Source organism: Pseudomonas sp. MG-9 (assembly GCF_018729515.1).
GTDB classification, from domain to species: Bacteria; Pseudomonadota; Gammaproteobacteria; order Pseudomonadales; family Pseudomonadaceae; genus Aquipseudomonas; species Aquipseudomonas serboccidentalis.
This window is the reverse complement of the sequence record NZ_JAHHZH010000001.1, coordinates 895,123-907,754: the sequence shown is the minus strand read 5'-3', so window position 1 is coordinate 907,754 and position 12,632 is coordinate 895,123. Positions and strand designations below refer to the sequence as shown.

Below are 12,632 nucleotides of genomic sequence, written 5' to 3'. Positions count from 1 at the left end.
CATCCGCTCCGCTGGTTGCCGTTAGGCACGGAGGGGAGTGTGTCGGGGATGGGTGACTAACTTTGCGTGGCTGCGTCTACGCAGTTCTGCGCAAAGAAGTAATAAGGACGTTACGTGATTCGAAAGGCGATTTTTCTGGTGCTGATTGCCAGCTTGAGCGGGTGCATGGCAACCGCTATGCGGATGGATTACGACAAGCACCGATGCCCCTACATCGGATTGCGGTTTGACTGGTGGCTGGTAGGCACATCCAAGGGAAAGCTGATTCCCTTTTTACTAATCGATGCGCCGTTTTCTTTGGTGGTCGACACCGTCTTTTTCCCTTTCGAATATCAATACAGCTGCAACCTTTAAGCTGCCGGGGCGGCCGCATTGGGGGAGGTGATTTGTCCGGGGCTCAACCGGCATTCGGCGGAAAGGGTAGCCCTATAGTCGACCTGTACGGAAGGCCATCGGAGGTCATTGTTTTCGGTGTGCCATGGCTCGATCGTACTCACCTGATCCTTAGGCACGGCAGTACAAATACGACAACTATCTGGACAACACGCCGATCCGCGATGCCAAGCCATATTTTAATCGGCGAATTGTATCGTCAGGCTTGTGTCTGAGCCGTAGAAACAAGGCTAAACGCCCCAATAGTTGCCCGCCACTGAGCGGGTATTTTTTTGCCTGGAGAAAAGTGATGGCTGTCACCGAAAAAGACCGCGACATCCTCGCTCGCGCAATCTGAGGTGAGGCTCGCGGTGAAGGGACGGCCGGCCAAGTGGCCGTGGCCTGGACGATCCGCAACCGTGTGTTTGATGGAAAGGAAAAGTCTTGGTGGGGCGAGGGCTACGCCGGCGTTTGCCAGAAGCCGTATCAGTTCAGTTGCTGGAACAAGACCGACCCGAACTACCAGTTCCTGATCGGCGTGAAGGAAATCCCGTTTCGCGAGCTGGTGCAATGTCGGATCGCTGCTGACCAGGTGATCGACGGCAAGGTGCCAGATCCCACCGGCGGCGCCACGCATTACTACGCCACCAGCATCGAGGCGCCAGCTTGGGCGGCGAAGGCGAAGCAGACCCTCAAGCTGGGCGGGCACGTCTTCTTCAAGGATGTGCCGTGATGGTCGTTCCGTGGAAGACGGTGGGCGCAGTGGTGCTGGTGCTGATCGGTGCCGGAAGCGCCTGGCAGTTTCAGGACTGGCGCTACGGGAAGCAATTGGCCCAGCAAGCCCAGCAGCACGCCGAAACCCTCAATCAACTGACCCAGACCGCCGCGACAGTGCAGCAGGTCGAGCAGGACAAGCGTTTGGCGCTTGAGCAGCGGCGGGCTGTCAGTGAGCAAACCCACTTCGAGAAAATGACCGATGCCCAACGTGACCAAGATCGCCTGCGCGATCGTCTTGCCACTTCTGATCTGCGGCTGTCAGTCCTACTCGACGCAACCGACACTGCCAAAGGCTGTGGGGTGTCAGCCACCGCTGGTGCCGGCGGCGTGGATCATGCAGCCGTACGCGCCCGACTTGACCCCGCGCATGCTCAACGAATTATCGCCATCACTGACGACGGTGACCAAGGACTGATCGCACTGGGCGCGTGCCAAGCCTATGTCAAAGAGGTTGCCACAGATAAGTAGTAGTTGTTTTCGAACATTATGCCAAATCTTAGCACTCAGCCGAAAAAACTCCTGCTGGGTAAGTCAGATGAGGGACTTCAGTGTTACTCCACACAGGAATGACCAACATCATGTACGATGTTGGTCATTTGGTATGTCTATTTATTGATTTTAAAGCTTTTCGATACTATTGAGCCTGCAAAGATAGTCGGGTAAGGGTTTCGCCGCGGTCCTTTACACGGTTGTCTTCTATGAGGATTTCGCTGTCAAAGGCAACGTAATATACACCTGCTTGGGATTGGCCTTTTATGGTCATCAAGTAACCTCTTGAGTCATTGCGTTTCCATCCTTCACCATCGCCGGGCTTCAGTGGGTAATAGGTATCACTGACGTCACTATCTGTATACCAAAAGCTGACTGCGACTTGAACCTCTCTGGTGGCCCCATTTGTGATTTTGATGCTCATATTCATATTCCTTTTTGAATTGAGTGTTCCATGAGTAGGCTCCCTATTTAAAATTCTGCAGACTTGCCATCTCCACTGATAATCAGTAGTTAGGTTGACTCGTCGAGGACTTTTATCTAGGGAAAAATGGAATGCATTTCTGTGGCTTTTTTAACCTGTAACTTTTATTGCATTGCACAGTTAAGACCATATACGAGTGAATGCAAGGCGCTCTGTGGTTTTCCCCGGTCTTGGTGTCTGCCGGCATGTTGAAGTGCGCCGATCAGGGCCGGCGCAGGGGCGTGACGTATCAGCAGGCCTGCGTGGCCTATGCACTGCTCAAGCCCCTACTGCAGCAATATCAGCCGTTATTCACGAATGCCCCGCCGTGAATTTCACCGACAGGGTCGATCAAGTGCGCCCCTTGGTTCCAAGGTCTCAGCGTTCGAGGGGCGACGATTGAGTTTCTCGGGATTTCGTACAGAACCTGGCATAGGTCGACACGAAGCACGCTCACGATCTGAGTATTAGCTAAAGCTTTGTATATTAATCCGTAGCTATGCGCAGAGGAGATGGGCGATGGTGATCGAAGTGTTTGTCGCCGCCGACGCAGCGCGAGGGTTGACGCTGTCGAGCATGTACGCTCGGAACTCGTTCGGGGGAGGGTCGTCGGGTGTTGCGTGGATCTCATGTGCTGCCGCGTGCGCAACGTCTTCCTGCTGACCTGATCTTCTGCGCAGCGATGCGCAAGCTGTAACATTTGGTCTATGGAGAGCTCAAGTCAGGCGTACCGTTTGACCCAAACTTCGCGCTTGCGCGATGAGAGAGTCAAGACGGTATCTACAGGTACAGCACTATTCCTATGGGAGCGAGCAGGGCCGCCGCAATCTACGCCCAGGTCGGCAGCGGCGAAGGCCGCGCTTCGCGTAAGCGCTCAAAGCTCGCGGTGGTGCCGCGATGGCAGGCGAAGCGCATGTCCATACTTACCCGCGTGACCTCGGTATGGTTGTGCACCGTGCCATGCGCCAGATACCCTCCATCGAAGATCAACGCCTGCCCATAACGCAGTGTTACCGGTGCGAAATCGCCCCGGCCATACCCAGTTTCGACATGCATCGCGCAACCCTCGTCAACATCGACAAAAGGCACCCACAGGGTCAACTGATCGCTGCGCCGGGTAACCTGGGCGTCGCAGTGCCAGGCACTGACACTGCAGGTATGCGCAAGGTGCACCCGCCATTTCGGCTGGTTCGCATAGGCGATCTTTCCGCCAAACGCGGCCGCAATCACGCTCCGGGCAAAACCATGGTAGGCCTGGTACAACTGGCAGTCCTCGGCCAGCCCCTTCATCCGCTCGCGCAGGCGCAGGTTGGCGTGATAGCCGGCGCGCTCATCTCCGCGCCACTGTTCACACTCAGCCTGCGCCCGATGCAGTAGGGCCAGTTCGCTCACGCCATAAATGTCCCGCGCGACGATCTGCTGAAACGGGAAGGCCACGGTGTCGTACTCTACCCTGGCCATCCACACCCCAGCCGGCCCGCCGGCCCGTTGGTGACGAAACAGGTCCATGGCCTGCCACCCTTTAGCGCAGCACGGCATGCAACTGACGGTTCATAACCGCCGTGCTGCACGCATACTTCTGCCACTTCTGCCAGAGCATCAACCCGCCGCCTTCCTTGTTGGCCGCGGCGCAAAGCCGGTACAGCCACTCCCAGGCCTGCGCGGACAGCCCTTGATCGGACCATGGATTAACCGTCGGCAGCCTCCGCGCGCCCAGCCGCGCGCCGATGCAGTTGACCTTGCCGTTGGCCGGTAAGCCGATGCTACCGAACAGCACCACGTCGAGGGTGATCGGGTCCCAGAGCAGCTCCAGCGTGCCACTGGCAGCCATCGCAGGGCCGCCGCTCCAACTCAGGCGATAGTCCGCGAAGCGGCTTTCCCCCACGACCAGGCTATTTACCGTCAGGCCCTGCTCCGACCAGTTGAGGACGACGGCCGGGCTGTCAGCGAGCTGGTTCCTCAGCACATAGCTGCCCCAGTATTCATCGGCGAGCGGCGCCTGCCGCTGGTAGAGCTGGCCCAGCTGCGGCGGCGCGCCCAGTGCCTGCAGGTCGAAGCGCGCGTCACCCACGCACAGCGACCAGCCGCTGATACTCAGCCCCGCACCTAGCGGCCGGCCATTGAGTTGGGCGACCACCTGCTGATCGCGCACGGCAATCTGCAGGCAGTCGCCCAACTGGTTGCGATGCGCGCCCACCAGATGCACCGGCGTCAGCCCGCCCGGATGCAGTTCGTTGGCGATCAGCGCATGCTCGGCCGGCAGGTTGTCCTGCTCGCCCCAGATCGAGCCGATCAGCCGGCGCTTGCGCCCAGGCCCGAGGTCGGTGCGCAGGAACCCGTTATGCGGGTTGCCGCTGGCCGCCGTCCACTTAAGAATGCCTTTCTCGTAGCGCGCCTGACACACCGGCTGGCCGTCGACGTATAGCAAGCACTGCTCGGGCTTGCCCAGGTCGCCGATGATCACGATCAGCCGCTGCGCCGCGGCGCTGAAATAGACTCCGGTCCAGGGCAGACTGTCGTGACGGTTGAGCAGGACGATGTCCTGCGCCAGGCTGCCGGCATCGAACTGCCAGCCCTGGAAGCGCGCGACTTCTTCCAGGTGCTGGCTGCCGGTGCTCTTGTCACAGGCCAGGCAGGCCTTGCGCACCTCGCCGGCGAGGCGTTTGCTGCGAAGCATCTGCAAGAGGAATGCCTTGTTGTTCGAGTCCTTGGCGAACACGCCCTTGGCGGCGATCTGCATGGCGCCGGGGTCGCCGGTGGCCAGCAGGCGTTTCTCGCGCCCGCTCAGACCGGGAAACACATCGCTGTCGACGGTGCCTCCCGGGTCGTCGGCAAAACGCTGGCGCAGGCCGATGTCGTTTTTAAGGGCGAGGATGAAATGGCTGGCGGGGGTAGACTCCTGCCAGTGATAGTCCAGCGGTACCTTGAAACTCTCGAACTGGCGGATCGCGGCCAGCTCGCGCGGGCCATAGCGGTCGACCTCGCGCTGCGGGTTGGTCGGGGTCTTGAGGATTTCGTGGTCCTTGAGCAGGCCCAGTCGAATTGCCATCTCGCGGTTGCTCGGCCGGCTGACCTTGGGTGCGATGTAGAAGGTGGAGATGCCGGTAAAGCGTACTTGCACTTGCGGGTCATGCAGGGCACTCAGCGGGAAATGCTCGACGATCGGCGCGACCCCCGGGTAGCGAGAGGCGATGTAATGGGTGATCGAGTAGTCGTCGCCATAATGCTGCTGCAGGTACTGCACCAGAATCGAGAAGTTCTCGTTGAGGTAGCCTTCACGGCGAAAGCCCATTTCTCCGATCAGCCCGACCTGCCACAGCACCACGTGCAGGCTAGTGTCCGGCACCCGATCGCGCACCAGCATGTCGGTGGCTTCGTGGGTTTGCAGGCCGGGATGACAGGGGTCGATGCCGAGGTCGGCGCACAGACAGTCAAGGGCGCAGATGCCGGCACGCATTACCGCCCCGTAACCCTCGCGGCGGGCGATGGCGATCGCCCGGTGGGTCGACAGCACGAAGATCCCCGGGTGGCCATAGAACACAGCCACCACGTTCTCGCCCTGGCGCACTGGGTGCAGCATCGCCTCGCTCATCTGCATGTAGGTGTGATAGCGCACCTTGTTGTCGTCATAGAGCACGTAGAGGTCGAAGGCGTCCGGGCGCAGATGTTTGAGCCAGACCGTGGTGGCCGGGTCGGCGACACAATAGAAGACCTTGTCGGCAGCCTTGAGCAGTGCTTCGTCGCCGACGCTGAAGCCCATGGCCTCGATACCCGAGCCGATGATGGTCAACTGCCCGGCAGCTTGGCGCGTGGTAGTGGCCGGCGGCGTTTCCGAGGCCGGAAGTTGGCGGGCGATGTCGCGGGCCAGAGCTTCCCAGGCCTGGGCGTGTTCCTGCTTACTGGCATAGGCGGGTGCCGCCTCGGCTGACGTTGCTGTAGAACGGATCATGGGAAATTCCTCTCCTAAGGCTTAGCCGGCAACCCGATTAAGGTATTTGAGCGCGACGCTGCAACCGACCTTGATCGGCAACACCTGGCCCTTGTAGGTGTTGCCACCGAGCAGGATGTAGGCCTGGTCGGCGCTGCTGCAGGCGGCCATCTGGCCGACTAACGCGTTCTCGTCATCACTCGACCAGCGCCAGGCCTGCTGGGCATTGTCGGCGGCAGCATTGGCGGTCATCAGCACAGTGGCGATGTTCATCTGCTGGGTGGTGTTGTCCGGCTCGGCTTCCTTGACGTACTGGGCGAAGGTGGTCCAGCGTATCTGCACCGAGTTGGCTTCGTTGAGCATGCTGTTGACCAGCAGGCCGACGCCGGTCGACTGCTGTGGCGCAAGCGAGGCCAGGTACTGCTCGGAGGAGCTTTTCCAGGCGTTGAGCAACTGCCCGGCGGTCTGGAAGGCGACCATGATGGTGAGGTTCTCGACCAGTGCCGGGAAGCCTTTGGTCATGATCCAGTTGCCGACCTTGTTGACCAGGCCCTGGACCATTCCCGGTTCGACGTTGACGTCGGTGTCGATGTCAACGTCGACATCGGTGTCGGTCACGTCAACGTTGTCCACCACGTTGTCGGTGTCGATGTCGATATCGATGTCCACGTCGATGTCCACCACCAGCACATCGATGTCGATGTCGATGTCGATATCCACGTCGATGTCCACGTCAACATCAATGTCCACGTCAATATCGATATCCACGTCGACGTCCACATCCACATCGACGTTGATTGGGTCGACCGGGTCGCCGATATCGCCCAGCGGGTTGGCGTTTTCGCCCACCGACTGCAGGCGCTGTGACACGTTCTGGTAAAGCGTCTGGGCATTCTGTCCCAGCCATTTCAGGCCACTGGCTGCGCCTTGCAGCACGTGCACGGCCATGTCCACGGTCATGGCGATCTGCACACCCTCGAAGGCGATGAAGGCCATGTCGTAGGCCGCCGCCCACCAGGGAATGGTCGGCTGCTGGTAGGGCTGGGCGATGAATACGTTGCCGTTGTAGGTACCGGACCAGCACATCGCCAACTGATCGGGTTTGCCTTCCCAACTGAGGTCGCGCAGGGTGCCGGTGACGATCAGTCCGGAGGTTTTACCGGCGCCGCTGGAACTGAGTTGCAGGTTATACAAGGTCACGCTGGTCTTGGCGCCGAGACTGTCGGTGAAGGTCGCGCTGCCGTCCTGGATTAGCAAGGTGCCGACCGTGGTTTGCGGGAGTACCAATTGCCCTCCATTGGTGGTCGGTTCGTAGCAGTAGTAGGTGCCGCTCCAGGCGTAGAGCGAGTTGCCGGCCCAGAACGAGACGATGTTGAAGGCGTCGTAGTCGGCGCCTTTGTATGGGCTGGTGGAGAGCAGCCCGGAGACTTGCTGGTCGAGCGTGAGCATGTTCGCCGGGTCGGTCACCAGCGCACTGAACTGCAGCGCCAGCGGCCCATAGGGCTGGCTGACATAGCTTTGGTAGAAGGCCCAGGCGGCGTTGGTCGAGGCGAGGTCGGTGCTGGTGACGGTGGTGCTGAAGTTCTCATGGACCAGATCTGGAACGAACAGCTGTACCGGGAAGTCATCGCTCTGCCGGGTCATTACCAGCCGCGGGAGGATTTCCGGGCTGGGGATCTGCGCGCTCTGCCCTGGGGCGACTGTGCCCAGTTGCTTGTACACCGGGTAGTAATCAGCGGGGTTGGTGCTTGGCGGATCGCCGACGGGTTGTGACATCGTGTCATAGACAACCAGGGTAAAATCCAGTTGGTTGACCACTGTGATCATTGTATTGGTCATGTTGGCGCTTCCATGTGCGCGACCAGCTACCCGACAGGTAGCCGATCTGGGGGAAATGAAGGGGGAGGGTCAGATTTCGATCGGCTTGAGGTCTTCATCGAACTCGCCGTCCTTGACGCCGTCTTTTTCCGCTTCGGTGTCTTCGTTCAGCTTCTGCGCGTCTTCGACCGCGATCTGTGCCTCGTCGAGTTGTTGCTTGAGTTCCTGGTTCAAGTGCTGGGCATTGGTCTCGATCGATTCGCCGATGGTCGTATGCGCGTCATTCACCGCGGTGGTGGCTTCGTTCAGTGCTTGCTGCATCTCGTCGGGAGTGAAGGCATCGTTCAGGTCGTCACGCGCCTGGGCGAGTTTGCTGGCCGCTTCGTTGAGCGCCGGGGTGTCGGAGATCCTCGCCAGATCCTCGATCTGCCCCAGTTGGGTATCGATGGAGTCGTTCAGACGATCGCGCTGCACGTCCGACAGTTCGGCAACCTGGTTGGCGCGCAGTTCCTCGATACTTGGGCCAAGCGCTGCGGGTTCTGGCACGTTCACTGGGTCCTGCGGGCCGAAGCGCTCGGCCATCTTGTCGAAGAATTCCTTCTGGTTGGCTTCCAGGCGGTCGGTGACCTCCTTGAGTTGCTGCTCCTGGGTTTTAGGCACTTCGCCGTTCCACTTGTTCTTGATGTATTTGCCCAGGGCGACGAGCTTGCTGCCGATCCATTCGGTGGCCATCAGCACGCCGACGATGAATGCGGTCGATTGCAGGAACTGGTAGAAATTCTTCGGGTGGAATAGCGCGTACCACTCGTTGCTGTCGTCGTTGGCCGGCAGCTGGAAGTTCAGACCGAGCACCGTGACACCGTTGATCGAACCGTGCAGGATCGGTAGCACCTCGGTGTCGTCGGTGTTGCCGCTGATCTGGCTCTTCACCGTGAACAGGCCCTTGAAGCACAGCGCTGGCACGTCGTCGGTGAGGCTGGAAACGAACTGTCCGTTGGAATAGAACAGTGGCGTGACCTGCTTGTGACTGTCGATGAAGCTGAGGATGTAGCCGCCGGAATGATCGGTGGGGTCGGCGGGTACTGGCAGGTTGCTCTTCTGCACCATGGTCAGGGTGCCGAGCTGGCTAGGCGAAGCGCTGTCACTACCACTACTGGCGGTACCGGGCGCGTATAAGAAATAGGTGTACTTGGCTTGACTCTGCGCCCAGCCGAAAGGGAAGGCGCTGAGGTAGGTCTGGGCGGTGGTCACTGTGACCACGTCGAGATCCTTGAACTTGCTGGTGCTGGCGAAGAACGCGCTCATCGCCGAGTCGATGCCCTGGTTCGAGGTGCTGTTGGAGGCGCTCTGCGCCGCCGCCGCGTAGTTCTGCGCCAGGCTCGAGGACGGGTAGGCGGAGAGGGTCTGGATGAAGGTAAATGCGTTGGTCATGGTGGCGGCGTTTTGCGCCGTCACTGTTAGCGCCTGGGGGGAGCTGCCGATGGCTAGTAGCGAGGCGTTACACACCGGATAGAGGTTGGCCGGGCGGGAATACAGCAGGTCGAAGATCACCTGGCCAGTTGCGCCGACCAGTACTACGTCGGCGGCCGCGGTGCTGGCGATGGTGCTATTGCCGCTGCTGGTTTTCAGCAGGCTCAAGGTCTGGTTGTAGACCTGCTGGGCGCTGGCGTCATCGTCGCTGTAGGCGCTGACTACGGCAAGGTCGCCGCCGCTCTGGTTGGTCACGGTGATAGTTGGGGTGTTGGTTCCGGATTTTTCGGCAACAGTCATTGCAGATCTCCTTTCCTTGGAAATGCTGAACCATCAGCACAGGAAAGGAAGTGTAGTGTGGCGTTTTGCCCGTATTGGGCCCGGATCAGACCGATTAGCGATTAGTTCGGCCGCTCCTTATTGCTGGCCCTGGGCGACACCTCACACATAGCGCTTAAAAGTGCGGAGCAGAACATCCGGGGCAGCAGCCAGTACGCAAAGCCGTCACCAGCGTCAATACCGAGGCAAACGCCAGATTGCGCATGGTGTTCCATTGGCGCGAGGCTGCAGCTTGGCGCGGATCGCGGCTTTCGTTGGCCCCAATGGTCAGGAGAGACCGTTTTCGACCCAAAGCTGACGGTCGGCTTGGCTCAGATTCAGATTCAGATTCACTTTGAGCAAGCCGGTCGCTCACCCAACCTCTCTACCAGCCTTACGAGATAACCGTCGGGATCTTGGACGATGAATTCGCGCTGGCCTACTTCTACATTGTCAGCCCGATACCAGGTGTCCTTGCATTCTCGATAGAGCGGACATCCAGCCTGATCAAGTTTTTGAATGATGGGTGCGACAGCCTCAACATCAATCTGCAGGTTGATGCCTCTTCCAAACGGCTTGGTCAACGTCGCAGTCAGCCATTGACCCGCGTCCGAATCAACTTGCTCAAGCATTACTTGAGCACCATTCAAATCAAGGTATGCAAATCCATCTTCCGGGCGTTGATAAGTTACTTTGAACCCCAAACGAGAAACCCAAAAAGCCAGGCTGCTATCCAGGTTGGTGACCATTAACTCCGGAACCAGTTTGTTACGTTCGAACATGAGATGACTTCCACTTCAAAAGGCTCGTTTTGGCGGGCGGGCAGGTTCTGCACTGATGGCTTCGATACCACGACGGGATCGTGGCGAGCGCGATGATGCACGCTCGGGTGGGAGTTATGGAGTCGTGTTGCGTCGACCGGTTGAATCCACAGCAGAAAGTAGCCTTGCGCCTCTCTCTAAACTCGTCCATCTCATCAAATCTGGCGCTTGAAAAATTGACGGGAAGAGGGCGGTCTGGAATGTAGGGTTGCGGAAATGCCCGAAAAGATGCGGAAACGATCCAGGAAGCGAGAACCCACAATCTCAAACCCCAGAAACGACAAAGCCCTGAATAATCAGGGCTTTGTCGTACATAAGATGGCGGAGGCGATGGGATTCGAACTCATGGACCTGTTACAGTCGACGGTTTTCAAGACCGTTGCCTTAAACCACTCGGCCACACCTCCGTTTGCGTTGCGGGCGCCATAATACCTGAATGAAACACACTGTCAAACTCTGTGCATGGCTTGTTACAGAGCGTCTGTTATGATCTTTGCGACTGAACGTTTCAAACCAACAGGAGTGTCGCCATGCGCGAACAGGATTACGCAGTTCACAACAGCGTGCAGGCTGAGCAGCTAGAGGTTAGCCGCGTCCTGCGCAACACATACGGCTTGCTCGCACTCACCCTCGCATTCAGCGGTGTGATGGCTTTCGTGGCCCAGCAGATGCGCGTCGGCTACCCGAACATTTTCGTGGTGCTGATCGGTTTCTACGGGCTGTTCTTTCTCACCAACAAACTCCGTGATTCCGCGTGGGGCCTGGTGTCCGCGTTCGCGCTGACCGGTTTCATGGGTTTCCTGCTCGGCCCGATCCTCAACCGTTACCTGGGCATGCAGGGCGGCGCTGAAGTGGTCAGCTCGGCATTCGCGATGACCGCGCTGGTGTTCGGCGGTCTGTCGGCTTACGTGTTGATCACCCGCAAGGACATGAGCTTCCTCGGTGGCTTCATCACCGCGGGTTTCTTCGTGTTGCTGGGTGCAACGCTGGCGAGCATGTTCTTCCAGATCAGCGGTCTGCAGCTGGCGATCAGCGCAGGTTTCGTGCTGTTCTCGTCGGTGTGCATCCTGTTCCAGACCAGCGCCATCATCCACGGTGGCGAGCGTAACTACATCATGGCGACCATCAGCCTGTACGTATCGATCTACAACCTGTTCATCAGCTTGTTGCAGATCTTCGGCATCATGAGCCGTGACGACTGATCGCTGTCCTGAAATAACGAAAAACCCGCTTAGGCGGGTTTTTTGTTGTCTGCGAAAAACAACAGGCGCGATCAGTTGATCACGATGCTGCCATCGGTCTGTTGCTTGTAAATCGTGTAGGGCAGCAACAAGGTATCGAGCACCCCCGACACCGCTGCATCGACCACCAGGCCGGGGGAGGCGTTGTTGTAGTTGAACGCATCGACGTCATCCGGTCGTTCTGCGTGCAGCATGCAAAAGTCGTAGGTTGCTCCGCTGTAGATTCGCGGTACGGCGCCGCAGTAGGTTTTTTTTGCCTTCAACTGGTCTACGGAGGCTTTGTCGCTGAATGCTACGGTCTGCACCGTCCCGCACCCGGTGAGCATCAATGCCGCCAGTAGCACTGTCTGAATGTTCATTACCGCCAATCCTTCGCCGGAAAAACCTCAATCTACGCCGAACATGCGTTAAAAGCACTCACGCCATCGGCGGCAACCGGCGTTTGACCGGGGTTTTCTTGACGATCGCGGTGTTGGTCTCTGCCAGGGTGTTGAGCCGGTCAAGCAGGGTGTCCAACTGCTCCATCGAACGCACGTGCAGACGGGCAATGAAGCAGTCTTCGCCCGTGACTTTGTCGCATTCGGTGAACTCCGGAATCGACATAATCTGCCGCTCCACTTCCTGTAATTGCCCAGGCAGTGGCCGTACCCGGACGATGGCCTGCAATTGATAACCGAAGCATTTGGGGTCGATTTCGACGGTATAGCCCTTGAGCACGCCGCGCTCTTCCAGGCGGCGTAACCGTTCGGCCACGCTGGGTGACGACAGGCCGCTGATCTGCGCCAAAGCCTTGAGCGAGCGGCGCGAGTCTTCCATCAAGGCACTGATGAGGATCTGGTCGATATCGTCGGTCATGGGGCAACTCCGGTATTAGGCATTTGAAGGAAACCACCCGCGATAAAAAAGGCAGAAATCGAGTTTAGCCTGCTTTTTGC

The 12,632-nt window shown here is 58.8% G+C and carries 11 protein-coding genes, 1 tRNA gene and 1 pseudogene; 4 read left to right on the top strand and 9 right to left on the bottom strand.

The features are described 5' to 3' along the window. The first annotated feature begins 114 nt into the window (after window positions 1-114). The 3 genes and pseudogenes from KKQ10_RS04105 to KKQ10_RS04095 all read left to right on the top strand — a co-directional run bounded on the left by KKQ10_RS04105 (window position 115) and on the right by KKQ10_RS04095 (window position 1,617). On the top strand, window positions 115-354 hold the full coding sequence (locus tag KKQ10_RS04105) for a YceK/YidQ family lipoprotein (protein WP_215500286.1): 240 nt from the start codon (window positions 115-117) through the stop codon (window positions 352-354). A gap of 328 nt (window positions 355-682) precedes the next feature. After that, a pseudogene (locus KKQ10_RS04100) lies at window positions 683-1,105 on the top strand (cell wall hydrolase). Further along, window positions 1,105-1,617 (top strand): lysis system spanin subunit, encoded by a 513-nt coding sequence (locus tag KKQ10_RS04095; RefSeq protein ID WP_215500285.1) that lies wholly within the window; start codon window positions 1,105-1,107, stop codon window positions 1,615-1,617. Before KKQ10_RS04100 ends, KKQ10_RS04095 begins: the two are co-directional and overlap by 1 nt. Before the next feature lie 166 nt (window positions 1,618-1,783). Here the strand turns inward: KKQ10_RS04095 and KKQ10_RS04090 are convergent, their stop codons facing one another. The 7 genes from KKQ10_RS04090 to KKQ10_RS04060 form a co-directional block, all read right to left on the bottom strand. After that, window positions 1,784-2,062: a hypothetical protein gene (locus tag KKQ10_RS04090; protein ID WP_215500284.1), complete on the bottom strand. Its 279-nt coding sequence runs from the start codon at window positions 2,060-2,062 to the stop codon at window positions 1,784-1,786. Window positions 2,063-2,929: 867 nt separating this feature from the next. Next, window positions 2,930-3,610, bottom strand: a complete 681-nt coding sequence (locus tag KKQ10_RS04085) for a phytanoyl-CoA dioxygenase family protein (protein ID WP_215500283.1) — start codon at window positions 3,608-3,610, stop codon at window positions 2,930-2,932. Between the two features lie 13 nt (window positions 3,611-3,623). Next, window positions 3,624-6,050 (bottom strand): SAM-dependent methyltransferase, encoded by a 2,427-nt coding sequence (locus tag KKQ10_RS04080; RefSeq protein WP_215500282.1) that lies wholly within the window; start codon window positions 6,048-6,050, stop codon window positions 3,624-3,626. Window positions 6,051-6,071: 21 nt separating this feature from the next. After that, window positions 6,072-7,868, bottom strand: a complete 1,797-nt coding sequence (locus KKQ10_RS04075; RefSeq protein WP_164747808.1) for a DUF748 domain-containing protein — start codon at window positions 7,866-7,868, stop codon at window positions 6,072-6,074. 69 nt (window positions 7,869-7,937) lie between these two features. Further along, window positions 7,938-9,617, bottom strand: a complete 1,680-nt coding sequence (locus KKQ10_RS04070) for an apolipoprotein A1/A4/E family protein (protein WP_215500281.1) — start codon at window positions 9,615-9,617, stop codon at window positions 7,938-7,940. A 368-nt stretch (window positions 9,618-9,985) separates the two neighbouring features. Then, complete coding sequence (locus tag KKQ10_RS04065) at window positions 9,986-10,417, bottom strand: bleomycin resistance protein (protein WP_215500280.1); 432 nt, start codon at window positions 10,415-10,417, stop codon at window positions 9,986-9,988. Window positions 10,418-10,775: 358 nt separating this feature from the next. Beyond that, window positions 10,776-10,863 (bottom strand) — tRNA-Ser (locus KKQ10_RS04060). A gap of 123 nt (window positions 10,864-10,986) precedes the next feature. On the opposite strand from KKQ10_RS04060, the gene KKQ10_RS04055 reads away from it, so the two are divergent. Further along, a complete protein-coding gene (locus KKQ10_RS04055; protein WP_027613775.1) occupies window positions 10,987-11,658 on the top strand; it encodes a Bax inhibitor-1/YccA family protein in 672 nt (223 codons plus the stop codon). Between the two features lie 71 nt (window positions 11,659-11,729). Here KKQ10_RS04055 and KKQ10_RS04050 read toward each other — a convergent pair whose 3' ends face one another. Together KKQ10_RS04050 and KKQ10_RS04045 are read right to left on the bottom strand one after the other, a co-directional pair. Further along, window positions 11,730-12,056 carry a YceK/YidQ family lipoprotein gene (locus KKQ10_RS04050; protein WP_215500279.1) on the bottom strand — a complete coding sequence of 109 codons (327 nt, stop codon included), beginning with the start codon at window positions 12,054-12,056 and terminating at the stop codon, window positions 11,730-11,732. Window positions 12,057-12,114: 58 nt separating this feature from the next. Beyond that, window positions 12,115-12,552, bottom strand: coding sequence for an Lrp/AsnC family transcriptional regulator (locus tag KKQ10_RS04045; RefSeq protein WP_038368669.1), 438 nt, complete (start codon window positions 12,550-12,552; stop codon window positions 12,115-12,117). Between the last annotated feature and the right edge of the window lie 80 nt (window positions 12,553-12,632).